20 protein-coding genes, 1 tRNA gene and 7 pseudogenes are annotated in these 24,990 nt (G+C 59.6%); 12 read left to right on the top strand and 16 right to left on the bottom strand.

The window, feature by feature from the left end; genetic code table 11:
* The first annotated feature begins 570 nt into the window (after window positions 1–570).
* From GOB90_RS18890 to GOB90_RS15195, 7 genes and pseudogenes are all read left to right on the top strand, one after another.
* Entirely contained in the window at window positions 571–807 is a 237-nt protein-coding gene (locus tag GOB90_RS18890) for a hypothetical protein (protein WP_198912635.1), read from the top strand.
* 451 nt (window positions 808–1,258) lie between these two features.
* Window positions 1,259–3,538: a TonB-dependent hemoglobin/transferrin/lactoferrin family receptor gene (locus GOB90_RS15220; protein WP_146891916.1), complete on the top strand. Its 2,280-nt coding sequence runs from the start codon at window positions 1,259–1,261 to the stop codon at window positions 3,536–3,538.
* Window positions 3,538–4,473, top strand: coding sequence for a heme/hemin ABC transporter substrate-binding protein (locus GOB90_RS15215; protein ID WP_242012082.1), 936 nt, complete (start codon window positions 3,538–3,540; stop codon window positions 4,471–4,473). The genes GOB90_RS15220 and GOB90_RS15215 overlap by 1 nt, the downstream gene beginning before the upstream one ends.
* The gene (locus tag GOB90_RS15210; protein ID WP_146891913.1) at window positions 4,470–5,498 is read left to right on the top strand and encodes a FecCD family ABC transporter permease; all 1,029 of its coding nucleotides are present in this window, start codon (window positions 4,470–4,472) and stop codon (window positions 5,496–5,498) included. Before GOB90_RS15215 ends, GOB90_RS15210 begins: the two co-directional genes overlap by 4 nt.
* Entirely contained in the window at window positions 5,495–6,337 is an 843-nt protein-coding gene (locus tag GOB90_RS15205) for a heme ABC transporter ATP-binding protein (protein ID WP_146891910.1), read from the top strand. Before GOB90_RS15210 ends, GOB90_RS15205 begins: the two co-directional genes overlap by 4 nt.
* Window positions 6,322–6,636, top strand: a complete 315-nt coding sequence (locus GOB90_RS15200) for an antibiotic biosynthesis monooxygenase family protein (protein ID WP_146891907.1) — start codon at window positions 6,322–6,324, stop codon at window positions 6,634–6,636. Before GOB90_RS15205 ends, GOB90_RS15200 begins: the two co-directional genes overlap by 16 nt.
* A gap of 285 nt (window positions 6,637–6,921) precedes the next feature.
* Window positions 6,922–7,613: pseudogene (locus GOB90_RS15195) on the top strand (IS6 family transposase).
* 37 nt (window positions 7,614–7,650) lie between these two features.
* Here the strand turns inward: GOB90_RS15195 and GOB90_RS15190 are convergent.
* The 14 genes and pseudogenes from GOB90_RS15190 to GOB90_RS15125 form a co-directional block, all read right to left on the bottom strand.
* On the bottom strand, window positions 7,651–7,935 hold the full coding sequence (locus GOB90_RS15190; RefSeq protein WP_373322068.1) for a hypothetical protein: 285 nt from the start codon (window positions 7,933–7,935) through the stop codon (window positions 7,651–7,653).
* Window positions 7,932–8,399 (bottom strand): DUF2840 domain-containing protein, encoded by a 468-nt coding sequence (locus tag GOB90_RS15185; protein WP_146891901.1) that lies wholly within the window; start codon window positions 8,397–8,399, stop codon window positions 7,932–7,934. Before GOB90_RS15185 ends, GOB90_RS15190 begins: the two co-directional genes overlap by 4 nt.
* Window positions 8,396–8,608 (bottom strand): helix-turn-helix transcriptional regulator, encoded by a 213-nt coding sequence (locus GOB90_RS19295; protein ID WP_373322070.1) that lies wholly within the window; start codon window positions 8,606–8,608, stop codon window positions 8,396–8,398. Before GOB90_RS19295 ends, GOB90_RS15185 begins: the two co-directional genes overlap by 4 nt.
* A gap of 374 nt (window positions 8,609–8,982) precedes the next feature.
* A pseudogene (locus GOB90_RS15175) lies at window positions 8,983–9,656 on the bottom strand (TrbG/VirB9 family P-type conjugative transfer protein); the annotation flags it as partial.
* Window positions 9,653–10,337: pseudogene (gene trbF / locus GOB90_RS15170) on the bottom strand (conjugal transfer protein TrbF). The pseudogenes trbF and GOB90_RS15175, both read right to left, overlap by 4 nt.
* A pseudogene (trbL, locus tag GOB90_RS15165) lies at window positions 10,337–11,748 on the bottom strand (P-type conjugative transfer protein TrbL). Before trbL ends, trbF begins: the two co-directional pseudogenes overlap by 1 nt.
* A 5-nt stretch (window positions 11,749–11,753) precedes the next feature.
* Window positions 11,754–12,491 carry a P-type conjugative transfer protein TrbJ gene (trbJ, locus tag GOB90_RS15160; RefSeq protein ID WP_146892691.1) on the bottom strand — a complete coding sequence of 246 codons (738 nt, stop codon included), beginning with the start codon at window positions 12,489–12,491 and terminating at the stop codon, window positions 11,754–11,756.
* A pseudogene (gene trbE, locus GOB90_RS15155) lies at window positions 12,488–14,910 on the bottom strand (conjugal transfer protein TrbE). The gene trbJ and the pseudogene trbE overlap by 4 nt, the downstream one beginning before the upstream one ends.
* Before the next feature lie 13 nt (window positions 14,911–14,923).
* Window positions 14,924–15,203, bottom strand: a pseudogene (locus tag GOB90_RS15150) (VirB3 family type IV secretion system protein).
* On the bottom strand, window positions 15,203–15,535 hold the full coding sequence (locus GOB90_RS15145; RefSeq protein ID WP_146892693.1) for a TrbC/VirB2 family protein: 333 nt from the start codon (window positions 15,533–15,535) through the stop codon (window positions 15,203–15,205). The pseudogene GOB90_RS15150 and the gene GOB90_RS15145 overlap by 1 nt, the downstream one beginning before the upstream one ends.
* Window positions 15,532–16,235: pseudogene (locus GOB90_RS15140) on the bottom strand (ATPase, T2SS/T4P/T4SS family). Before GOB90_RS15140 ends, GOB90_RS15145 begins: the two are co-directional and overlap by 4 nt.
* A gap of 179 nt (window positions 16,236–16,414) precedes the next feature.
* Window positions 16,415–16,858 (bottom strand): CopG family transcriptional regulator, encoded by a 444-nt coding sequence (locus GOB90_RS15135; protein WP_146892695.1) that lies wholly within the window; start codon window positions 16,856–16,858, stop codon window positions 16,415–16,417.
* Between the two features lie 2 nt (window positions 16,859–16,860).
* Window positions 16,861–18,861, bottom strand: a complete 2,001-nt coding sequence (locus GOB90_RS15130) for a conjugal transfer protein TraG (RefSeq protein WP_146892697.1) — start codon at window positions 18,859–18,861, stop codon at window positions 16,861–16,863.
* Between the two features lie 117 nt (window positions 18,862–18,978).
* Complete coding sequence (locus GOB90_RS15125) at window positions 18,979–19,269, bottom strand: DNA -binding domain-containing protein (RefSeq protein WP_146892700.1); 291 nt, start codon at window positions 19,267–19,269, stop codon at window positions 18,979–18,981.
* A gap of 104 nt (window positions 19,270–19,373) precedes the next feature.
* On the opposite strand from GOB90_RS15125, the gene GOB90_RS15120 reads away from it, so the two are divergent.
* The 3 genes from GOB90_RS15120 (at window position 19,374) to GOB90_RS15110 (ending at window position 21,427) form a co-directional block, all read left to right on the top strand.
* Window positions 19,374–19,625 carry a helix-turn-helix domain-containing protein gene (locus tag GOB90_RS15120; RefSeq protein WP_146892702.1) on the top strand — a complete coding sequence of 84 codons (252 nt, stop codon included), beginning with the start codon at window positions 19,374–19,376 and terminating at the stop codon, window positions 19,623–19,625.
* 120 nt (window positions 19,626–19,745) lie between these two features.
* Entirely contained in the window at window positions 19,746–20,942 is a 1,197-nt protein-coding gene (locus GOB90_RS15115) for an XRE family transcriptional regulator (protein ID WP_261766040.1), read from the top strand.
* Window positions 20,939–21,427, top strand: a complete 489-nt coding sequence (locus GOB90_RS15110) for a DUF4411 family protein (protein WP_146892707.1) — start codon at window positions 20,939–20,941, stop codon at window positions 21,425–21,427. The genes GOB90_RS15115 and GOB90_RS15110 overlap by 4 nt, the downstream gene beginning before the upstream one ends.
* A 33-nt stretch (window positions 21,428–21,460) precedes the next feature.
* Here the strand turns inward: GOB90_RS15110 and GOB90_RS15105 are convergent, their stop codons facing one another.
* Entirely contained in the window at window positions 21,461–23,386 is a 1,926-nt protein-coding gene (locus GOB90_RS15105; RefSeq protein WP_242012081.1) for a DUF3363 domain-containing protein, read from the bottom strand.
* 361 nt (window positions 23,387–23,747) lie between these two features.
* On the opposite strand from GOB90_RS15105, the gene GOB90_RS19705 reads away from it, so the two are divergent.
* Both GOB90_RS19705 and GOB90_RS19700 read left to right on the top strand, forming a co-directional pair.
* Window positions 23,748–24,395 (top strand): recombinase family protein, encoded by a 648-nt coding sequence (locus tag GOB90_RS19705; RefSeq protein WP_306309459.1) that lies wholly within the window; start codon window positions 23,748–23,750, stop codon window positions 24,393–24,395.
* Window positions 24,368–24,874 carry a DNA resolvase gene (locus GOB90_RS19700; protein ID WP_306309460.1) on the top strand — a complete coding sequence of 169 codons (507 nt, stop codon included), beginning with the start codon at window positions 24,368–24,370 and terminating at the stop codon, window positions 24,872–24,874. Before GOB90_RS19705 ends, GOB90_RS19700 begins: the two co-directional genes overlap by 28 nt.
* Here GOB90_RS19700 and GOB90_RS15095 read toward each other — a convergent pair.
* Window positions 24,853–24,929, bottom strand: a tRNA-Met gene (locus GOB90_RS15095). The genes GOB90_RS19700 and GOB90_RS15095 overlap by 22 nt on opposite strands.
* Between the last annotated feature and the right edge of the window lie 61 nt (window positions 24,930–24,990).

Raw genomic sequence — 24,990 nt, 5'->3', positions numbered from 1 at the left:
TCTTTTCAAATATCCTTACTTTCAATGTACTAACGAAGAAAAATATAACACAAATACCCATTTATATTTCTGATACGCTTCCAAAAGTTACCATATCGATTGATCAGTTGCAGATCGTAACTCACCAGTACCTGACAGAGCAGCCACAACAATCTTTATGCCATTCCCTCTCGTCAGTTCCCCACCCCAGAAGTGCTCCTTGGTAAGAACACTATCGCAGGAGACGGACAGACAGGGCCGGAAACTACACAGTCGAAAGAATGTCGACATGGAAGGCACGAAAGGGACTTTGGAACCTGCCGGTACCGCTCGAACACACCGCAGGCGGAAACCCACGCCCGCACGGTCTGTCTCTGTCAGCGCGATTCTCTCAAAAAGACTGCCTGCATTCCAAGTCGGAAATCTCGGGAGAAACCCATCAGATACGACAGATGCCCAACCGTCTTCTTCCCGATCATCTGTCTTCCAGCCATCTGGTCATGGGGCCCGAGCCTGATCACAGAATGCCCTGAAAAAAGGGCTTTCCCCGCCATATCGGACGAACAAAAGGTGGCCTGAACTCAAGGCTCCATGCTCCGTTCTGTCCGTTTTCATGTGATCGAAAGGCGGGTCACCGACTTTAGAGGCGCTGATGTTCTGCTGACGGATCTGCAGGGCAGGATTGGGGAGACCGAGGATACGAAAGCAACAGAATCAGGCAGTCTCTTGCGGGGCGGAATGTCCACTACCTGTATTCCACCGAAGAAAAACAGAAAAGAAAATCCTGCTTACAACTGGCATCTTTATAAAAAAGAGAAGTCTGACTGAAAACATGTTTGCAAAAATAAAAGAATGGCGGCTGGTGGCCACCAGATATGACTGGCGCGCTCATACATTCATGCGGGCAATTCACATCGCGGCTAGCTTTATCCTCACACTCCCGCGAAAAAGTTACAACAGCGTTTCAGACCGATTGACAGACCATCCCCGCATGCCAGCTTTGTATGGAATTTCCCCGAAAACGTAGCAATGGCGGCAATGCCGATTTCTCGCTTACATTTTCTTTCAGTAAAACACATAAGAAAAACATATCGAAAAAGATGTGGCCCACACGACACATGCAAATGATAATCATACGCAATACACCCAAACCAGTTGACGGAGACCGCGCAGCGAATTTAGATGCAATCGATTCTTAGTTGCACTAAATCCAGACAAAAAGGTTTCCACCGGGATGAAAAGGTTCCGCTCACGATCGCTCCATGCGGGCTATCTCTCCATGTTGACAACGACAGCCTTTGTTTACGCTGGTATGACACCCGTTTTCGCTGCTACCGAAACCGACAGTTCCCAAAAACTGCATGTCCCCTCTTATTCTTCCGGAAAGAAAGTCAAAATATCCCCGCCTGCCGCTCCGCCGGCACCCATTGCTCTGCCGGCATTGAAAATTCAGGGTGTCACAGATGTCATTGATTCGATGAAGTTCGATCCGGACAGGGATCACAGTTCGGTCGGAAAATCCGGCGTTCTTACCACCACCACAACTTATAAGACATTTCGTGATCGACAGATCGACAGTCTCGACGACTACTCACGTCGTGTCGACGCCTCCGTGAATTACAGCGCGGGCAATTCCAGTATTAATATTCGTGGCCTTGACCAGAACCGTATTCTGACAACTATTGATGGCGTACGTATGCCCTGGGCCAACGACGGAGCCTATGCAGGTTCGTTCAATACAGCCCAGGGCGGAGTAAACTCCTTTGATTTCAATTCTCTCGGCGCAATTGACGTCGTAAAAAGCGCCGATTCCAGTTTCTTCGGCACTGGCGCTCTGGGAGGAGTTATTGCTCTGCGCACGCTTGATCCGGAAGACATCCTCAAACCCGGCAAGACATTCGGTGGCATTACAAAACTGACCTATAATGGCGCCGCCGAAGCGGCGTTGCTGGATCAGGCCTTTGCGGCACGCTACAACAATACGGTCTTCCTGCTTCAGGGTGGGTACCAGAACGGCAGCGAAACCGGGAATGAAGGAAATATTGAAGGTTACGGACGGACGCGTACCAAGAAAAATCCCGCCAGCTATACGCAGGGCAGTTTTCTCGGAAAAATACGTCATTATTTCGAAGGAGGGCATCGGATCGGCCTGACAGGCGAATGGTTTGACCACAACTATAATGAACGCACACGCACGTCAGAAACAACAGCGACCGACCGCTACATGACCCGTAGCGAAAACCAGCGCTCCCGTGTTTCCATGGACTATGATTATCAGGGCGAAACCCCGACATCCCTTTTCAGGGAGGCTCATTTCCTCGCCTACTGGCAACAGATTAAAACCGATACCGATATCACCAACAACGACAGCGCCAAAGCATCCACTTATACCCATGAACACCTGACGCTACCGGTGCAGTCTTATGGCGTGAAAGGCTCAGCCACCAACAATATTTTCACTGGGCCACTCCATCATGCAATTACTTACGGCGGCGAGGTCTTCCTGACCGATACCTACCAGACTCAGACTGGCCAGCAGGCGGTATCCAGCCCTTATCTTCACAACAATTTTTCAGATATGCCGAAAGTTCACGGCACAGATCTTGGGGCTCTCCTACAAGATCGTATCGGCATAGGAGCCAGTGAATGGTTCCATATCACCCCCGGCTTCCGCTTCGATTACTTCCAGCGTGACCCACACAACACCGCGTCCTATCAGGCCAATGCGGGCTATACGGGGCTCCCACACGGTACTCATGGCTCGCATTTCTCTCCAAAAGTGCTCATCGAAGCCAGGGTGACACACGACCTGACACTCTATGCGCTGTATTCGCAGGCTTACCGCGCCCCTTCGGCAACGGAAGAATACCTCAACTACAGCACACCACCTTATTATCAGGTCATCGGCAATCCCAATCTCAAACCGGAAAGCAGCAGAGGATGGGAAGTGGGTGCAAAATATGGTGATTCTGAAAGAGGTTTTAATATATCCTTCTACGACAATTACTATAAAAATTACATCGATATGGAAGGGGTTTCCGGGTGTAGCGGTTACTATCTGTGCTATAGCTATACCAACCTCGCGCATGTCCGCATTTATGGCACGGAAGCGAACGTCCATTGGGCTTTCGACAAACACTGGCACACATGGGGGTCATTCGCCTACACTGACGGTCGCGATACCGATATGAACTTCCACCTCGCTTCCGTCGCACCATTCCGCGGAATCATCGGCTTTGGATACAAAACCGAGCGTTGGGGAACCGATCTTTCCGCTACGTTCGCTTCTTCGCGTGACAACGCCAAATATCTCACCACGACCGGCACGCTCACAAATCAGTGGAAAACCGGTGGCTATGTTTTGTTTGACCTGACCGGGTGGTACAGCCCATCATTCTACAGACCGCTTCGTATACAAGCCGGTATGTACAATATTTTTAATAAAGCATACTACAATGCCGCCTCTCTTCCTTACGGCCAGACATCCAGTTCGCTGTCGCAACGCTACTACACCCAGCCTGGACGTTCTTTCAAAGTAACAGCAAGGATCGACTTCTGATGCAGAGTTATCCGGACGGACTGACCCGCAGACATTTCAGTACTACTGTCAGCCTGATGACAGGTCTTGGGCTGGTCGGGATATCGCGGATCGCCCTTGCCGCCGGGGAACGAAGTATTCGTGACTGTCGTGGACGCACGATAACGATCGGGCCAGTGCGCCGGATTATCTGCATTGGGGGCAGTATCACCGAAACACTTTATGATCTTGGCGCGCAGGACAGGATTATTGCGGTTGATACAACATCGACCTGGCCCACACAGGCGCTTCAGCAAAAGAAATCCGTTGGTTACATGCGGGCATTGTCCGCCGAAGGCGTGCTTTCCCTTCGACCGGACCTGATCCTCGTCATGAATGACGCCGGTCCACCCGCAACTCTTCTGCAACTGGTCGCATCCGGGAGGCCGATCATTTTCGTGGATGCCACCCCCTCTCCTGAAGCCATTCGCGCACGCACAGAATTTCTTGCAAATGTCGTCGGGGCACAGGCAGCGGGCCAGACACTCTGCGCCCGGATCGATGACGGATTCCGCGCCCTGGCCAATTGGCGCACCAACCACCCCGTCAATCGCCGCGTGCTGTTCATCATGCGCATGACGAATGGCCATCCACTCGCTGCAGGGTCTGGCACGGCGGCGGACGCGGTCATTCGCCTGACTGGGGCGATCAACGCTGGAAGCGGCATGCAGGGCTACAAGATCGTGGACGATGAAGCGCTGCCCTCTTTGCAGCCCGATATCATCCTGACCATGGCTCAGAATGAAAGCAGTATCCGCCCGGACCTGTTTGCCGATCCGGGCTTTCGTCTCACGCCTGCGGGCCAACGGGGTGCCATCATCACCATGGAGGGCGAGCGGTTACTCGGCTTTGGTCCCCGCACCCCTGATGCGGCTCTGGAACTGGCGCACATGATCGAGGCGGCTGCGCCGACATGAATATTGCCCGCCCTTCTCCGATCGGCGTCATGCTTGGTCTGGTAATCCTTTTGGTCACAGCGGTCATTGCATCGCTGATGGTAGGAGCGACGGGCATCGGTTTTCACAATCTTCTGCATACAACTGGAAGCGCTGACGAGGATATGTCGTGGCTGATCATCACGCAGATCCGCGCCCCTCGTGTCGTTCTCGCCACGCTGACCGGGGCCGCGCTCGCCGTTTCAGGCGCGGTCATGCAGGGTCTCTTTCGCAATCCGCTGGCAGATCCCGGCCTCATCGGCGTTTCATCCGGAGCGGCGCTTGGTGCTGCAAGCGTGATCGTGATGGGAGGAACCGCGCTGGGCTCCGGGCTGCTGTCTTACTGGGCCGTTCCTGCGGCAGGAATGGCTGGAGGACTGGCCAGCACGACGCTCCTCTACATCTTCGCCACACGCAACGGACTGACTTCGACCACCCTGGTCACTCTCGCTGGCGTGGCGCTCGGTGCATTCGCCAGCGCGATCACCGGCATTCTGATCTTTCGCGCCAACGACACGGCATTACGGGATCTGACCTTCTGGACAATGGGTAGTCTGTCGGGTGCTGCGTGGTCGCAAATCCTCATTCTCGCACCTTTCCTTCTGATTGCGGCCTTTAGCATGGCTCTGATCTCCGCTCCCCTGAATGCTCTGCTGCTCGGAGAAGATGATGCCAGGCTGATGGGTTATCGTGTCGAACGCGTCAAACGTCTGGCCATGTTCGGGGTGGCCGTCGCGACGGGACCGGTCGTTGCTTTCGTTGGTGTCATCGGATTTATCGGGGTTGTAGTGCCACATCTCGTTCGCATCGTGACAGGGCCCGATCATCGTATCCTGTTGCCTGCGAGTGCCCTGTTGGGCGCGGTTCTTCTGCTCATTGCCGATACGCTTGCACGCATTATCGCCATTCCAGCCGATGTGCCTGTGGGGGTCGTGACAGCAGCGATCGGCGCACCCGTGTTTGTATGGCTGCTGGCACGGGCGCATCAGATAGACGTGCCCTCATGACACTTCTGATCAATGACGTGTCTTTCCGCGCAGGCGAACGGATGCTTCTTCAAAATATAAGCGTTGTCGCGCACCGGGGTGAAATCATTGCGATCGTCGGCCCCAATGGGGCGGGAAAGAGCACACTTCTGCGTCTGGCAGCCGGGCTTCTACATCCTCTCAGCGGAAAGGTCACACTTGATGGTAACGATGTCCCGTCTCTTGCCCCCGATCTGCTTGCGAAGCGTCGTGCCATGCTGGCGCAGGATTTTCTGCTACGGGCACGCTTCTCCATCCGGGAGCTGGTGCAAATGGGCGCATTACACAGAACCCATACCCGTCCCGCCCGTTCCACGTCCGCAACAGTGATGCAGGCGCTGGAACAGGTGGGGCTCGCCCATCTTGCTGACCGCGATATCATGAGCCTCTCGGGAGGAGAACGTCAGCGCGCCCATTTCGCCCGTGTTCTGGTGCAGCTTCGCGCGGGGGAGGGCCCTTCAGGACTTCTGCTGCTGGACGAACCCATCTCGGCTCAGGATCTGGCGCGTCAGAAACTGATCCTGGGCATTGCCCGTGAACATACGCGCCAGGGTGAAGGCATGTGTGTGATGGTTCTGCACGACCTCAACTGGGCCGCCGCCATCGCAGATCGAATAATCGTGTTATGCGATGGCAGGGTACATGCTGAAGGCACGCCGCTCGAGATCCTGACGACTGATATGCTTCGTGCCATCTTCCGGGTCGAAACACATCGCGTCCATATCCATGACCATTCTGGCCGTCCTTTTATAACACCGCATGACGTTATGGCGTCCAGCTTTCCAATCAAAAGGGAGAATACTCAATGTACATCGCCATGAACCGCTTCAAGGTAGCACCCGACTGCGAAGAAGCCTTCAGGCAGCGCTGGCTGCAGCGCGATGTCCTGCTTCGGACTGTCCCCGGTTTCGTATCGTTCCAGTTTCTGAAAGGATCTGCAAAGGAAGACCATGTCCTTTACGCCTCGCACACTGTCTGGGAATCATACGACGCTTTTGTCGCCTGGACGGAATCGGAACAGTTTCGGCAGGCTCATGCTTCCGCTGGAGAGGGAAGCAAACTCACAATAGGGCCGCCAGTCTTTGAAGGATTTGAGGTTTTGCAGAATATTGGAGGTTGAGGCTCTGAAACAGTAGCATCAAAGAAACGCACCGGATTTCTTTGATGGTAAGGGGCGTCCAGGCCGTCTGAGCGGTCGGGACGACCAGCCTGCATGGTGAACACCATAAAAAATCCTGTCGAAAACACCGACGTGATTCCATAAAGTCTTATTCATAGATCTTACGCTTTCGGGATATCTTTAGGCTCAGGACTCCTTCCTTGAGGAATAGAAGATGAAGGGCTCTGTTGCAAATTTGGCCTGCCTGACGGACACCGCTGACGGTTTTGGCGTGAGGCTGTGGGCATGAACGATTTCAAAGGGCGTCATTTTGGTGGGGCTGTGATCCTCCGGGCCGTCCGATGGTACTGCCGGTATGGGATCAGCTATCGCGACTTTGAAACGATGCTCTGTGAACGCGGCGTCAGCGTTGATCACCCGACGATTTACCGCTGGATTCAGCGCTATGCGCCTGAGATAGAAAAGCGCCTGCGCTGGTACTGGAAGCGACCATCTTTCACGTGGAGCTGGCGGGGCGATGAGACCTATATCAGGGTCAAGGGGAAATGGACGTATCTGTACCGAGCGGTCGACAAGGACGGTGATACGATCGATTTCTACCTCTCTCCAACCCGAAATACCAGGGCGGCCAAACGCTTCCCGGGCAAGGCCGTGAACGGCCTGAAAGACTGGGAGAAGCCTGAGACGATCAATACCGACAAGGCTCCGACCTGCGGGATCGCCATTGCGGAACTTCAGAAAGAAGGCAAACTCTCCAGAAATCTGAAACATCGTCAGGTCAAATATCTGAACAATGTGATCGAGGCCGACCACGGCAAGCTCAAGCAGTTGATCAAGCCCGTGCGCGGGTTCAAAATTCTCAAAACAGCCTATGCCACCCTCAGAGGCTTTGAGGTCATGAGAGCCTTAAAAAAGGGCAGGCCAGAGCCTAGCAATATCAGGAAGGCATCATGGGAGAAGTGCGTCTGATCGAATGACAGTTCGGCATCTGCACCTTCTGAAAAACCTCAAAAACTACCATTTTTTAACCCCGTTCCAACTTTGCAACAAAGCCTTCAGAAGCGGGACACCAAACGGCAGATAGCCCCGAGATGACAGCAACAACACCAGCCTGTCCGGGAGACGGATCGCAGTAATATCCCCGACATGCAGCGCGCCGCCGGGCCGCAGCCAATACAGCCCGACCGGAACACTGGCGGTCTTATTCCAGAGCAGTCGCGGCGCGACATGAATGCAGGCGGACGTGGTGACGATCGCGATCCCGGCGACCGTCACGGCCAGCACGGAACGCCGCCTCATGGAACCAGCTTCCGACGCATCAGCCATGCCAGATGGCGCTCTCGCGTGTAGGGCGAGATCGGCTGCCCGGCGGAAATGCGCGCGCCGACCTGTCGCCAGTAATCCAGAGAAATCGCCGCCGGGTCGAGGGTCATCGCCTCGACCGCATCGATCGTCTCCAGAACACGTTTAACCTTCGGCCAACCGCCGATATGCAGCAGGCTTTCCGCTCCGGGCCGCACGAACGGGATGGTCTGGCAGGGTTCGTCAGGACCAACGACGCGCACCACGTCGACGCAGGAAACGACCGTGCCATAGTCGTTGGCCATCCAGCGGACAAAGCCAAACACACTGCCCGGCGTGAAACTCATCAGCCTGCGCCGCCGGTCCAGGATGCGGTCTTCGACAGGATGGCCAAAGCGCAGCCATTGCTCAACACGCTTCTCGATCCAAGTCAGTTCGAGCTGGGCACGCGGGGCGGTCATCGCTCCTCTCCGGGCCTGGCGGGCGGCATAATGCCCTGCGGACGGCTGGAACGGCGTGCGGCCGATTCAAGCCACGCCATCAGGTCGGCGACGGCATAGACCACGCGACCACCGATCTTGTGATAGACAGGCCCGGTTCCCCGCGTCCGGTGCTTCTCCAGCGCCCGGTCGGAAACACTGAGGAAATGCGCTGCCTCGGACGTACGCAACAGGCGCGGCGGTATGAAATCAGGCAGACGGATTATGGTGGTTTTCCTCTCGCGGGCGAACCGTCCGGCAGGGACGACGCGACACGGAAAGGCTGACCGGGAGATGGCACTCTCGGGGATGGACGTTTTCGTGGGGGTGCGAAAACGTCCATCCCCCATTCACCGCCGCCCACCCGCTCCGGCACCGCCGTGCATCCGATCGGAAAATGGGCGCTGGAATCGCAGGATTTATGCGTCTGGCGGACAAGGAAGAAGACTCGCGCGTTATCGGCGTGATGGCACCCTGTCAGGCGGCATGACGCAGATGTCGGTGTCCGCCCGCCCGCCAGTTCCCGTCGTCCTCGCGCCAGCGTTCTCCGCACCAGGGCGCGGGTGGCGTCATCAGCCGCATCGTTCTGCCGGTTCAGGGCGATCAGGTCATCCTCTGGATAATCCCACGACACCGATGCCATATAGGTTGCCGGGGTCGAGCGCAGTTCCGCCAGATAGGTCCGTCGGTCGGTGTTGACGATCAGGTTGGCGGTCAGGTCCGGCCGGGTCGGCTTGACCAGAATATGGATGCGTTTTGTCGCCCCTGCCCCGCTCTCGGTATCGCCGATGATCCACCGCACCGTATCCCCAGCGGCAACCGGCCCGGTGCCAACCAGCTTTTCGCCCTGCTGGAGCATGATGTCGGTGATCTCGCCGGGAGCGGCATAAACCTGATAGAGCGCGCCGGGACTATAGGGATAAACCTGCACCGCGTTCACGTAGCCAGCCCGCGTCGGCTGGATGCGGGCGGCAAGATTGGCCTGGGTTACCCGAACGGTGGGATCGGCCGCCTCTCGGGCGCAGGGTGGACGCGCCGCGCTGACGGAAGCGGCTTGAGCTGCCCCGGCAACGGGAGTGGCTGCGGCACCTCCACGACCTGCACCGGTTTCGGTGGGTCCGGCAGACGTGTCGCCTGAACAGCGCCATCATAGCGGATGACCGGCGGATGGTAGTGCTGCGCGCATCCGGCCAGGGGCAGGACCAGCAGCGGGAGAGTACGAAGAGTGCCACGGATCATTGGCCCAGTTCCTTCGACCAGTTGATGGCGGAGACAAAAACAGCCAAGGGATTTTTACGGAGATGGTCAGCGTCGCGGGGTAGGCTGAGCCTGACCGAAACAATGGCAGTCCAGCGCTCGGTGCCGACAAAGGCCCCGTCGCGGTAATGGCGCTCGACCCAGGCAATCCGGAAACTCGCGGGCGACGCCCGGATGACGGACGACACGTCCAGTTCGACCTGCTCATGCCCGATACGGGCAAAGGGATCGTTTTGGCGGGCATAATCGTTGAGCGCCTGGGCACCCGGACGTGGTGGTGAAAGCGTAGGCGCGCAGCCAGTTCTGTCGCACCACCACGGGATCGGAGGATAGCCCGCGGACATCCTCGATGAACCGGGCCAGATACCAGGCAATCTGCGGGTCGGTCGGCACATAGGAGGCTGTCGCAGGCGCCACGACCTGCGCCTCGCCCAGACGGTCCACCTGCACGACCCACGGCGTGATGGTGCCGCGTGCGGACTGCCAGACCAGACCGGCGCCAAGGCCGGCGGACAGGAAGAGGGACCCGAACGCCATTAGCCTCCAGTTACGAGCCTGGACGCGGGCAGAGCCGATCCGGTCATCCCACGCCTGCGCTGCCTTCTGATAGGGCGTGACCGGTTCGGGCGTGATCCCGTAACTTGAGGTGGAACGACGGAACATCATTCTTTCTCCGAGAGATCAATGCTGGAACTTCCGCCACCGCCATCGGCGGAGCGGATGACATGGGCGGCCTCGGCGGCATGGGTCGCGGCATTGCGGCGCTTCATTTTCTGCGCCCAGCGCGGCGGTGCGCCGTCAGATGTCGGACCGGGACTGCCACCACCATCGGGACCAGACGAACCAGAACCGGTAGGGATGCCTCCCGATGGAGACGGCCCGCTGCCATCGGTTTCATCGCCTTCCTTGCCACCGCCCATCCCGCGTTCGGCCCAGCGTCCACCGGCGGCGTAGCTTTCCCTGAGGGAGGAGCCTGCCCGCGAGGCCGCCCCTTTGACGGCGTTCGCGACGTTCCCACCGACGGCCCGGCCCATGCCGCCGATCCCGGCGGCCATGCTGCCCGCGCCGCCAGACGCGCCTGCGGCTCCGGCCGAATAAGCGGACGTGGCTGCCCCGGCGATCGCGGCCCTGCCCCGCGCGGCAGAAGCCGTGGCGCCGAGGGCTGCGGCGCCACCGGATGCGACAGCCCCGACACCGGCAACAGCAGCAGCGCCCATCGCGCCCACGGCCATGCCGGTCCCGACAGCAGTACCCGCTCCAAGCTGGGGCGCGCCGGAGATCAGTCCGTTGGCGATGCTGCCGCCAAAAATGGACAGACCAACGATCGCCAACGAGGCCAGCACGACAGAGACCGCCTGACCGATGGTCGGCACGGCATCACCGTAGGAGGTGTTGAACTGCCTGAACAGGACGGACGCGATGGCGGAGATCACCGCCAGCACCATCACCTTCACGCCCGATGACACCACATTGCCCAGCACCTTCTCGGCCAGAAAGGCCGTGCGATTAAACAGCGCGAACGGGATCAGCACGAAAAACCGGCGAGGCTGGTCAGCTTGAACTCGATCAGGGCCACGAAAAGCTGCACCGCGAGGATGAAAAACGCCGCCAGCACGATCAGCCATGACAGGCAGAGCACGAAGATCTGGATGAAATTCGTAAAGAAGGCGACTGGACCCAGCAGGTTGTGGACAGAGTCCAGAAGCGGCTGGGCGGCATCGAAACCGGTTGACGCCAGTCGGCCAGGACGGAGAAAATCCGCAAGAGCCAGCGTTCCGCCCCCTGCCCTCAGACCAAGCTGGGCAAAACTGTCGAACATCACCTTCGACAGATGGTTAAAATCATTGATCACGAAGGCAAAGAACCCGATATAGAGCGTCTTCTTCACCAGCCGCTGGATGATGTCCTCATCCGCAACCCACGCCCAGAACAGTCCGGCAAGGGCGATGTCCAGCACGGACAACGACCCTGCCAGCGAAATGACGTTTCCTTTCAGAAGGCCGAAGCCACTGTCGATCGTGGTTGTGAAAGTATTCAGGAAAGTGTCGATGACACCGACATCGTTCGTGGCCATTGCCGTCAGTTCCCACTGCCGCCGAACATGGACACCGCGCCTGGCACGTAGGCATCATGTTGGGAGAAATGCTGATACTGCGCGTCACTTTCCGCTTCTGTTGCCGCGTCGCGTGCCTGTTGCAGGGCGGTCGCCCGGCCGTTGGCGGCGAGTTCGGCCTGAATGTCGGACAATTGCCGGGATTGCAGGGCCAGAAGCTGATTTCCGGCCTGCGCCGCCTGCAGGGCACCTGTGGAACTCTGGCTGGCCGACGCCAGTTGGGTCATGGCCGAACTGGCGCTCGGGATGTTTCCTACCACCCGCGCCTGGAGCTTCAGGGCATCTTCAAACCCTCCGACGGAATTCTGCCAGCGTGTCTGCGCCTGGGAGAACAGGGCGCTGTCGGACATCCCGGAGGATACTGACGTGTACGCCTGCTGGTATTGCTGTTCAACGGACTGCACGCTGTAGGCAATATTCTGCGCCTGCGCGAGCAGTGCTGTCGTCTGGGAAATCGTTGATTGCAGCGTCGACAATGTCGAAAGCGGCAGGCTCGCGAGATTTCGACCCTGGTTGACCAGCATCTGCGCCTGATTGGCCAGTGACGTGATCTGGTTGTCGATCTGCTGGAGCGTCCGGGCCGCGATCAGCACGTTCTGGACGTGGTTCGCCCCGTCATAGACCGCCCACTGGGCATGGGCTGGCGGAGAAGATGAAACCGTAAAAGCAATGACCATAACGGCAGGAATCAGACGATATCTCATGGCACGCCCCCTTCCCGCAGAAGGTCGGCAGCCCACATGACGCCACGCGCCTCGAACCAGGCGGGGAGAAAACCGTCCCGCCCGTGTTCCGCCAAAACCGCATCAATCAGTCTGTGGTCGTCCTTGCCGGATGCGGCGCACAGGGCGAGTGCGACAGGCCCGAGCCCCAGTTCGAACAAACGGTTTCCCCGCTGGGTCTGGCAGTAATATTCCCGCTTCGAGGCCGCGCGCGCGATGATGGCGATCTGCCGGTCATTCAGGCCGAAATCCCGATAGAGCGCCATGATCTGCGGTTCGATCGCCCTCTCGTTGGGCAGGAAAATCCGGGTCGGGCAGCTTTCCACCACGGCAGGCGCAATGCGGGAATTGGCGATGTCTGACAGGGACTGTGTGGCGAAGATGACGCTGGCGTTCTTTTTGCGCAGGGTTTTCAGCCACTTCCGAAGCTGGCCGGCGAAATCGCCGTCATCCAGCACCAGCCAGCCCTCATCAATGACCAGAAGCGTCGGTCGACCATCCCAACCGGCCTTCGATGCGGTGGAACAGATAGGACAGCACGGATGACGCCGCGCCGGAGCCAATCAGCCCTTCGGTCTCGAATACCACCATATCGGCGTCACCCAACCGCTCACCATCAGCGTCGAGCAGGCGACCATAGGGACCACCAAGGCAGTATGAGGCCAGTGCCTGCTTCAGGGCATTGGACTGAAGGAGTGCTACCAGACCTGAGATCGTGCGTTCATGCCCGGGCGAGGACGCCAGGGAGTTCAGCGCCGACCAGAGGTGAAACTTCACCTCCGGCGTCAGTGTTACCCCCTCGCCAACGAGGATCTGCCCCAGCCATTCACTGGCCCATTTGCGTTCGTCGACATCGTCAATCCGTGCCAGCGGCTGGAGGGCGACGGCGGGATGACCATCGCCTTCGTCCGTCAGTCCGCCCCCAAGATCGTGCCAGTCGCCACCCATGCCCAAGGTCGCCGCACGCATGGACCCGCCAAAATCGAAGGCGAAAATCTGCGATCCCGCATAGCGCCGAAACTGAAGCGCCATCAGAGCCAGCAGCACAGATTTGCCCGCCCCTGTCGGTCCTGCGATCAGCGTATGACCCACATCGCCGACATGGAGGGAAAACCGGAACGGCGTGGCCCCGGCGGTCTTACCATAGAACAGCGGCGGGGCGTGAAAATGGGTATCGCGTTCCGGTCCCGCCCACACCGCTGACAGCGGGATCATGTGCGCCAAGTTCAACGTCGAGACGGGTGGCTGGCGAACATTGGCATAGACATGGCCGGGCAACGACCCCAGCCAGGCTTCCACCGCATTCAGGCTTTCGGCCATGCAGGTGAAGTCCCGACCCTGAATGATCTTTTCGACCAGCCGCAGTTTCTCGACCGCAAGGCTGGCGCTGCCATCCCAGACCGTCACGGTCGCGGTAATATAGGCCTGCCCGACATGATCCGCGCTCAGCGACTGAAGCGCGAGATCGGCATCGGCCGCCTTATTGGCGGCGTCGTTGTCCACGAGGACCGACGCCTCGTTGGTCATCACTTCCCGGACAATGGCCGCGATCGATTTCCGCTTGGCGAACCACTGGCGACGGATTTTCGTCAAAACCTTTGTGGCATCGGTCTTGTCAAGCAGGATAGCGCGGGTGGACCAGCGATAGGGCATGGCCAGCCGGTTCAGGTCGTCCAGGATCCCGGGGAAGGTGCGGGACGGGAACCCCGTGATGGTCAGGGTTTTCAGATACGCATCACCGAGTTTCGGCTCGAGACCACCCGCCAGCGGTTGGTCCACCAGGAACGCATCAAGATGCATCGGGATTTCCGGCACCCTGACGCGTTGGTTACGGGTGGAGATCGTGCTGTGCAGATAGGTCAGTGTCTCGCCGTCATCGAGCCATGCCGCCTCGGGCATGAACCCGTCCAGCAGGGCCAGCATCCGGTCAGAGCGGTCCACGAACGCATGGAGTATGCCGTGCGGGTCCGGTCCCTCTCGCTCCCGGCCCTCATAGAGAAAACGCTCGGCACGCCCGGAAGATTCCGCCGGTGGCAGCCAGACCAGCGTGAAGAAATACCGGCTCTCGAAATGCGCGCCCTCATCCTCGAACTGCTCCCGGCGTTCGAGATCGACCATGTGCGAAGCGGCATCGGGGAAATAACTTTCGGGATATACTGTCGCGGGCACGCGCTGCGCTTCCACGAACACAGCCCAGACGGCGCAAGGCATTGTTCAGCCGTCCGGTGACACCCACCAGTTCGGCGGGGGTGGCGCTGTCCAGATCGGGACCACGAATTTTTGCCTTACGCTGGAAGGAACCGTCCTTGTTCAGGACGACACCTCTCTCAACCAGAGCGGCCCAGGGCAGGAAATCCGACAGGAGGGCGGCACGGTTACGATATTCGCCAAGGGACATCATGGCCCTGCCCTCCTCACGCACGCAGCCAGGCGGGGTAACGGAGATGCCACCGTCCCACCTCGACGAACAAGTGGGTCACGCTTCGCTCCCCAGACCGCGAGCGTGTGCCCGATGACCCAGAACACGGCCCCGACCAGCCAGAGCCGCAGCCCAAGCGAGATCGCAGCCCCCAGCGTGCCGTTGGCGATCGCCAGCGTACGGGGCGCCCCGCCCAGCAGGATCGGATCGGTCAGAGAGCGGTGGACCGGGACATGGAAGCCCGGCACGGTATCGTCGTCATATCCGGCGGCCATCAGATCAGTGCTCCGCCCGAGAAGGAAAAGAACGACAGGAAGAAGCTCGACGCTGCAAAAGCGATGCTTAGTCCGAAGACGATCTGGATCAGGCGACGGAAGCCGCCCGAGGTTTCGCCAAAGGCCAGGGCCAGGCCGGTCACGGTGATGATGATCACCGACACGATGCGCGCCACCGGTCCCTGCACGGATTCCAGGATCTGGTTGAGCGGTTCCTCCCACGGCATATCCGACCCGGACGCCAGGGCCGAGGAACACCACACCACGGACAACAGCAGCATGGTGGAGATGGCAGGCGCGTGCCGACGCACGCGGAACAGCGTGAGGTTCATTGGAAATCTCCATCGGTATCGATTGAAGGAATGCGATAGGCGCCTGTGGCGTGGTCGAGCCCGTCCACTGTGGCGAGTTCGGACAACCGGCGCTGCGTGCCCCGCCCGGACAGGACAGCGATCACGTCGATGGTCTCGGCGATCAGCGCGCGCGGCACGGTGATGACGATCTCCTGGATCAGTTGCTCCATGCGATGCAGGGTGCCGATGGCGGTGCCGGCATGCAGCGTGCCGATGCCGCCGGGATGACCCGTGCCCCACGCCTTGAGCAGATCCAGTGCCTCGGGACCGCGCACCTCACCGATCGGGATACGATCAGGCCGCAGGCGCAGGGCCGAGCGCACCAGTTCGGACAGGGTCACGATGTCGTCCCTTGTGCGCAGGGACACGAGGTTGGGTGCCGCGCATTGCAGTTCGCGCGTGTCCTCGATCAGCACGACCCGGTCGTCGGTTTTCGCAACCTCAGCCAGTAAGGCGTTGACCAGCGTGGTCTTACCGGTCGAGGTGCCGCCCCGACATGGTGGGCAACCAGACGCACGATGCGCTCGGCATCGGCGGGTATAATCCTGTCGCCCGTGTCGAACAGCCCCTCGGACAGACGATCAATCCACAGCCGTCCATCGGGATTGAGCATCACCTCGACCACGGCGGGATCGGCAAGGTGCCCCGCGATCGCCGGTCCCATCGCCGTGCGCAGCATGGACATGCCGCGCTGTCGGGTACCCGCTCTCAATCGGTGTAACCGCCATGGGGATCCCCGTCCGTTTGGGTCATCCGGCCTCTCCGGACGACGACAGGGATTATTAGAAGGGAGCGGATTTACAGGCTGGCAACAAGGATCTCGGGGGATGCGGTAAAAGCGTATGTAATTGGGAGCATTCAGGCGGGGTCGGTTCCCGACGGATCCTGCCGTGCCGCAACCTCGCGCTGACGGTCGCGCAGGAATCGATCCCCTGTCGCCAGCCGGCGTTCCAGAGCGGTCAGGAAGCCTTCGAACCGTTCAAGCCCCATGGCACGAGCAGATGCCCGCGCATTCTCCGGGAGCGGTGGCGTGCTGGTCAGCCAGAACCGGACGAACAGGCTGACTGTCTCCGCCAGGATCGAAATATCTTCCTCCAGCCCGGCCATCTGGCGCGACAGCCGGTCGAGGCGGCGCGATGTCGCCGCCTCCTGCCTCTCAGTGGCATCGTCCGTCAGGAACGACAGCACCGCCGTCTCCACCAGCGCGGATTTTGAAATATCCCGCCGCAGGGCGCGGGCCTCGAGTTGCTTATGGATGTCGGGATCGAAATAGACATTCAGGCGTCGGCTGCGCTTGTGCACGGTCAGTTTCCTCCCAATTCCAGACCGTCATTGCGATCCATGCCGGCCTGACAGATGATGTTCCCCTGTCGCCGCAGTTCCGCAGCGCGCGGCACCTCGGCCTCGGAATCGCTGTCGGGAATTTCGAACTCGGCCACCGGATCATGCCCCTCAGGCGCGATATCCTCATGCTCGGGCAATTCCGGCTCCCGGCGGACGCCACTGTTGGCATCATCGGCATCGGATCTGGTATCCGGGGGCGACGGCATGCTCAGCGTGTCATCGGCGACCACCCGTGCAGACCACACATCAATGGCAGGATCCCCGTCCCGCACGAACGCCGCCGGATCGGGTGGGGGCATGATGCGCATGGTAAAGCGTCGATCCTGATAATAACGAACCTTCAGGGCGCGGATGGGCGGGCAGCCAGATAGCATGACCAGCTCCTCGTGGTCGGGTAGCTGCTGGACCTCGCCCACGGTCAGGAGCGGCCTGGCGGTTTCCTGTCGGGAAACCATGAGATGCCCAAGCCAGGGCGACAGGCGATGCCCGGCATAATTGGTGGAATCCCGCTGCTCCGTCGCTGTGCCCAGGGCATCCGACACCCGTCTGGCGGTGCGCTCGTCATTGGTCGCGAAGCTGACCCGAACCTGGCAATTGTCCAGAATACTGTTGTTCGGCCCATATGCCTTCTCGATCTGGTTAAGGCTTTGGGCGATCAGGAAGGCCCGGATCCGATAACCCGCCATGAACGCCAGGGCGCTTTCGAAGAAATCCAGCCGCCCGAAAGCCGGAAATTCATCGAGCATAAGAAGCAGGTTGCGCCGGGTGGCCGCCGCTTCCAGATCTTCCGTCAGACGGCGTCCAATCTGGTTGAGCATCAGCCGGATCAGCGGCTTGGTGCGGCTGATATCTGACGGCGGCACGACGAAATAAAGCGAAACCGGCGGTGCCGAGGACACGAGATCCTCAATCCGCCAGTCACATCTTCTGGTGACTGTGGCCACTACGGGATCACGATAGAGCCCGAGAAACGACATGGCAGTGGAGAGCACACCGGAGCGTTCGTTGTCCGATTTATTGAGCAGTTCACGCGCGGCCGAGGCCACGACGGGATGTGGCCCCCTCTCTCCCAGATGATTCGTCCGCATCATAGCGGACAGGGTCGTCTCGATGGACCGCCGGGGATCGGACAGGAATTTCGCCACACCGGCGAGCGTCTTGTCAGCTTCGGCATAAAGCACGTGCAGAATCGCACCGACCAGCAGGGCATGCGAGGTTTTCTCCCAGTGGTTGCGCCGCTCCAGCGCGCCGTCCGGATCGACCAGGATATCGGCAATGTTCTGCACATCGCGGACTTCATATTCCCCCGGACGGACTTCCAGCAGCGGATTGTAGGCGGCCGATGCCGGATTGGTCGGGTCGAACAGCAGAACGCGCCCGAAGGTTGCGCGGAATCCGGCTGTCAACTGCCAGTTTTCACCTTTGATATCGTGGATGATGGCCGAACCGGGCCAGGTCAGCAGGGTCGGAATAACCAGCCCTGCCCCCTTGCCGGAGCGGGTGGGCGCGAAGCACAGCACATGCTCCGGCCCGTCATGCCGGAGATAGTGCCGGCGATATTTGCCCAGAACGACCCCGTTCTCGCCCAGCAATCCCGCCGCGCGGATATCATGCAGGATCGCCCAGCGGGCCGAACCATAGGTTTCGACCCGACGCCTTGCCCGCGCCCGCCAAATCGACAGAGTGAAAGCCACAATGACGGCCAGAATAACGCCCGCGACGCCAATCCGCGCGCCATGCACGAAAATGCCAGGCGCGTAGACATCGAACTCATACCACCACCAGAAGAAGAGCGGCGGTGCGTAGACAGGCCAGCGGTGCCCAAGCCTGAACCAGGGTGCCCTAAGCTCAGGCTGGAATTCCAGACGCCAGGCCGTCCACTCGGTCGCAGCCCACCAGAACAGAAACATGATCGCGAGCACCAGGATCACTTGGCCCCAGGCCACACGGGATGCGGACATCAAGACCTCCGTGACAGAATGATCCGTCCGTCAGGAGGAATAACCACGCGCAGGGCAAGACAATTCAGGAGCCGTGCGGCAATCGGCGGTCTTTGTGTAAGAAATCGGATGAACCGTTCAATGCGGTGTTTTCCCGCCGGGAATGGTCAGGAGCTGGCGGTAACCGGTGTCGCGCATCCAACTCGCCCGCGCCATATGCGAGTCCCAGCATCGGCGCGCTCCATCCCTGTCAATTGCCGGATCACGGCCAAGCACGATCCGTGTCACCTCCCGCCACTCGGCGCCTGCTTCCTCAGCATCAAGAAGGCGGAGATAGGTGACATGATGGAGATGGTCGTACGCCGTCAGCAGCGGACAGTCCGGCGCCTCATCGGATGGAGCGGCTCCGTTATCGGGTTGGGACGTCATGATGCTGCCCTTTCCTTCAGGTCCGCAGATCATATCCTGAAATGGGATAATCCCGATACGGGATTATTGGGACGGTTCCTCAGTTTCAACCGGAACCGCACCCTATGCCGAAATCGCTGCGCTCTCCGCGACAGCACCGTCTCATGGAACTGCTGATCGCAGCAAGACGCGGCAACGGACTGACCCAGACCACGCTGGCGGAGCGGCTCGGCAAGCCGCAGTCCTATGTTGCGAAATACGAGACCGGCGAACGTCGGATCGATGTGATCGAATTCCTCGACATCACGACCGCCATCGGGATCAATGGAAACGTTATCCTTGCTGCTCTGGACGACGCATCCAAGATGAACCATTAGCTCACATGAGAGCGGCAGCCGGCATCGCACGCATTCACCGCTTGGCAGTACTCTTCGCACAAGGTACGATCATCCAGTCACAACAGACGGCATAATTTTTGAGAGTCAATGGCCCACACCGTGCAAATCAATCCTGGGATGATGACCTGGGCGCGGGAGACCGCAGGGCTATCCCTTGAGGAGGCAGCGGAAAAGCTTGCGCTGAAGGACAGCGCGAAGCTGACAGCCGTCGAGAAACTGCGCGCAATCGAAATGGGCGAGCGCCCCCTGACTGAGACACTTCTCCAGAAAGCGGCTGCGGCATATCGGCGTCCGCTGGTATCGTTCTACCTTCCCCATCCTCCACAGCGCGGAGAACGGGGCGAAGATTTCCGTACAATCGCCGGGAGTCGCGGATCGGTTCGAGAGAATGCGTTGCTCGACGCTCTGGTTCGGGACGTAAAAGCCCGCCAACAACTTCTCCGCGAAGTGCTGGAAGACGAGGACGAAGAGCTACGCCTCCCATTCGTTGGATCGGCGACCATGAAAAGAGGCTCCCAGCCAGTCGTCTCTTCGATCCGTGCAGCACTGGCCGTCACTGTAGATGAGCAACGGGCGGCGAAAGATCCGGTAGCACTATTCACGTTGCTCCGCGCGGCAGCGGAAAAGACGGGGATTTATGTCCTTCTGCTGGGCGATCTTGGTTCTCATCATTCCGATATCGGTGAGAACATCTTTCGTGGGTTCGCCCTGGCGGACGACGTCGCACCTTTTATCGTCATCAACGACAACGACGCGGCTCCTGCTCGCGCCTTCACGCTGATGCACGAACTCGCACATCTCTGGATCGGTGAAAGCGGTATCAGCGGACCACTCGGAAGCGTATCTGAAAACGCGATCGAGCGGTTCTGCAACAAGGTTGCGGGGGAGTTTCTCCTGCCGCGAGAAACCGACCCGCTCCTCCCCGATCTGAACAATGCCAATGTAGCGGAAGTTATTACCGCAACCGCCCATATTGCCCGGACATGGAATGTCAGTCAGGCAGTGGTCACCTACCGTCTCGCGAACACGGGCAAGATTTCCGATGAACTTGCGGCGGCTGTGTTTCAGGCATTCGCCGCACGATGGCGGGAACAGAAGCAACGGACGTCGAAATCAACTGGTAGTGGCCCTTCGTATTACATGGTTCGTCGCCATCGCCTGGGAACAAGCCTTCTGAATGTGGTTCGTCGTGCGCTCCAGGGTGAAACACTGACCCATACAAGGGCTGCGAAAATTCTGGGCGTGCGTCCGACGTCTGTCGACACCCTTCTTCAAGAGCGAAGCTTCGCTGCATGACGCTCTATCTGCTCGACGCAAACGTTCTGATTCGTGCTCACGGAGACTACTATCCGATCGACCGAATTCCTCAGTTCTGGGAATGGCTTCTGGAAATGGGAAACCAGAACTGCGTGAAAATACCTCAGGAAATCTATAATGAAGTCACGCCTTCGAACGGTGCGCTCGCTGAATGGCTAAAGCGGGCGGACGTAAAGGAGGCTTTAGTTCTTGAGGAAAGCCCTGATCGCGACACCGTGCAGCGTGTATTAGCGCTTGGGTATGCACCAGATCTGGATGATGTTGAGATGGAACAGATCGGCCGCGACCCGTTTCTTATTGCCGCAGCTATGGTCAAACCAGATCGCGTCGTCGTCACAAAAGAGGATTCCAAACCAAGTGCAACACGCTCGCGCCAAAAAATACCCGATATATGCAAGACATTTGGCGTAACGTGCATTAATGATTTCATCCTCTACAGGGAATTGAATTTTTCAATCAAATAATCCTGCACCAATTCAATGTAGGATTACGTATCGTCACAATCCCAGCCCGAGCTGCCAATCCATGGCGCCCGCGCGCATGACGCTGGCAATCTCCTGGCCGATCCGGTTCTCAATGACAGGCTTCCAGGGCACCAGCACGAACTCCTGGGCGTTCTCAACTAGGGCGTAGGTTCCGCTCGCCAGCCGGACCTTCTCTTTCAGCGTGCCACGCATTTTCTCCCCGTCCGCCATCACACGGTATGACGTGCCGCGTGATGCCCCCAGTTCCTGGCCGACACGGTCCAGTTCCCGCCGTTCCAGCGTCGCCAGCAGGCCCTTGCGGTAGCGGACATGCCCTTCCCTGTCGCGCGAGGCGTCACCCCGTTCGATCAGCACATCCTGACGCTGTTTCCGGGCCTCGGTCACTTCATGACCGAACCCGGCATCGACCATATTCGACCTGCCGCGCGAGACCAGCCCCCGATCCAGCCATGTCGCACCATCCGCCATGATCTGGGCCTCGAGATCGAGACTGGACAGGACGCGCACGGACATCTGTTTCACGCGGCTCGTATCATACGCCGCAGCCCGTTCCAGATAGTCGCCGGGGATCTGCCACCTCCCATCCTCAATCCGCTCGACAATGCCGGCGCGCCGCAGGGCTTCCAGGCGGCGCAGATGGGAGGCGACATAGGCGTCGGCATCGCCTCCGGGAATACGTGGCATGGAACGTGCCTGCGCAAGATGCGCGTCCGCGCGATAGACACCGTCACGGCCTGCGACCGACACGATTTCCCGGTCGGCGGGACGGGGGCCTGCGACCTCAGGGCCGACCGCGACAATGCTCCCGTTTCGTACCCCTTCCAGCGAAACCGGGTCGATCCCGGCGACATGATGGGTGCGCCCATCCAGCCCGTCGATGACCAGGCCAATTTTTTCGCCCAATTCGTCGGAGAGGTGGCGGTCAAGTATCCGCCCCTCCACCGTGTCACGTGAAGCCGGGCCATGGAACACGAACAAACCGGGATCGCGCGCGCGGCCCTGCTCGTGCATCGCCCGGTTCAAGGCGCGGATGATGTCGCCCCGCTCCCCGAGTTCGCGCAGCGTTTTCTCCGTCTCAGGCACGAGCGTCCACACACCGGGTTCGGCCTGGCTGGCGAGGCCCCTCCGCTCCAGTTTCGCAAGCCGCCGCTGGCGCAGGACATGATCGCCTCCCTGCTCGCCACGCATGTCGATCGGCCCATCTTCCGCCAACGCCAGCAACTGCCGGTCGATCCGCGTGAAGCGGTCCTGCCCAACCATATTCTCCAGCTTGCGGCGTTGCTCCAGCACTGTTTCCGGACCCAGTTCCAGCGTCACCAGTTCGGTCGCCCGTTCCCGCACCCCTTGGGTAATGTAATCGCCGTTGATGACCAGATCGTCCCCCTGATCGTCGCGGCCATTGATGACGATGTGAACGTGAGGATGGCCGGTGTTGAAATGATTGACGGCAACCCAGTCGAGTTTTGTGCCGAGGTCCGTTTCCATCTGCTTCATCAGGTCACGCGTGAAAGCGGTCATATCCTGCGTCTGCTCGGCATCCTCCGGCGAGACGATGAAGCGGAACTGATGCCGGTTGTCATGCCCGCGTTCGAGGAAGGCATCGCGATCGGCTTCCGGCCCGTAAAGCTGCCCGCGCTGCCCCTCGCGGGACGTGCCGTCACGCTGGATGTAATTGAGGTGGGCGCGCGCCCTGCCATCGCGGCCCGGCCCACGCATCATGCGCGACTTGACGACGACGCGGCGGCTGCCGGATTTCGCATGATTCCAGCCCGCGAGATGCCGTGCCCGCACGAAGGCGGCCCCGCGTCCTTTCCGGACGCCGGATCGACCACCGCGACGTGGGGCGGCACCGCCAGGACCACCGGGCGCATTCGGGCCAGACGTGGCATAATTTCGGAGAGAACGGGACGCTCCCGATCGCCGCACGGTCGCGCGCATCCGCGAGAGGAAACTTCTTGTCTTTCCACCGCCTTTGCTCCGGATAAGGCCCGGCCGAACCTGGAAGCGGCTATCATCGTCAGAAGCGCCACCGACCCCGGACCCGCCATCCAACAGCGCCAGGCCGAAAAACGTGATGCTGACGCCAGCGAATTGACTACCATCCGGCGGGTAGAAGTAAGATAAGCTCCGACACCCTCTCTTTTTGCAAGATGATGCTCGGAGTCCTGCCATGGTCCGTGTCGCACTCTATGAATGAACGCCCTGTTCCTCAAAGATCTGGCCGCCAAGACGCATCGCGGCCTGCGCGGTCGGGTCGAAGAAGGCAAGTCTGGTAGGCGGGCTCTGCTATGGCTACAAGGTGATCAAGAAGCTGGACGCACGGGGCGATCGGGAGATCGCCCCAAACGAAGCTAATGTGGTGCGTCGGATCTTCCGAGACTTCGCGGCCGGCATCGGCCCTCGCGCGATCGCGCGCACGCTCAACGACGAGAGCATTCCAGGCCCGAACGGCAAGCTGTGGATCGACACCACGATCCGGGGCCATGTCCAGCGTGGCACGGGGATCATCAACAACGAGCTTTACGTGGGCCGTCTCGTCTGGAACCGGCTCCGCTATATCAAGGATCCCTCAACCGGGAAGCGCGTATCGCGGCTGAACCCGGAATCTGAATGGATCATCACCGAGGTTCCCGAACTACGCATCGTGGATGATGCGCTCTGGCAGGCCGTCCGCGAGCGTCAGGCGAAGATCGCCGCACAATATGTCAACGTTATCTCGGCAGTGAGAGCCTCGGCTGCGAATCGGATGAACGGCATGCGCCGCCCCAAATCCCTATTCTCAGGGATGGTCTTCTGCGGCGTCTGCGGCGGCACCTACTCGCTCCGTGAAAAGGACCGCTATGCCTGCTCGAACCGGATCGCGAACCGCTCCTGCCATAACAAGGCAACGATCCTGCGCCCCCCGACCTTGAGGAGCGCGTGCTGGCCGGCCTCAAGCACAAGCTGATGACGCCCGAAGCGGCTGCTGAGGCGATGAAAGCCTATGCAGAGGAAACCAACCGGCTGAATCATGAGCGCCGCGCCAACAGTGCTAGCTGGAAGGCCGAACTGGCTAAAGTCGAGAAAGGCATCGCCGGCATCATGACCGCGATCGAGAACGGGATGTTCGACCTTCATATGAAGGCACGCATGCAGGAGCTTCGCGACCGCGAGGTTGAGCTGAACGCCTTGCTCTCCTCCGAACTGGAGGATACGCTCGACATTCATCCGAATGTCGCGGCGATGTTCAAGAAGAAGGTGGACTGTCTGACCGAGAGCCTGAACCAGCCGGAGGACCGGGCCGAGGCGTCCGAAGCTGTTCGCGCGCTGGTGGAGAAGAACGTTCTCTCACCGGGCGACAAGCGTGGCGAGATCTTCGCGACGCTCTATGGCGAGCCTTGCGAAAACATCAATGTGGAATTCAGTGGTTGCGGGGACAGGATTTGAACCTGTGACCTTCAGGTTATGAGCCTGACGAGCTACCGGACTGCTCCACCCCGCGGTGGTAATTTTGTGATATGTTTAGGGTGGACTGGAAGACCTGGCGGCGACCGACTTTCCCG

Source organism: Acetobacter oeni (genome assembly GCF_011516825.1).
GTDB classification, from domain to species: domain Bacteria; phylum Pseudomonadota; class Alphaproteobacteria; order Acetobacterales; family Acetobacteraceae; genus Acetobacter; species Acetobacter oeni.
This window is presented reverse-complemented; position numbering and strand designations above follow the sequence as displayed.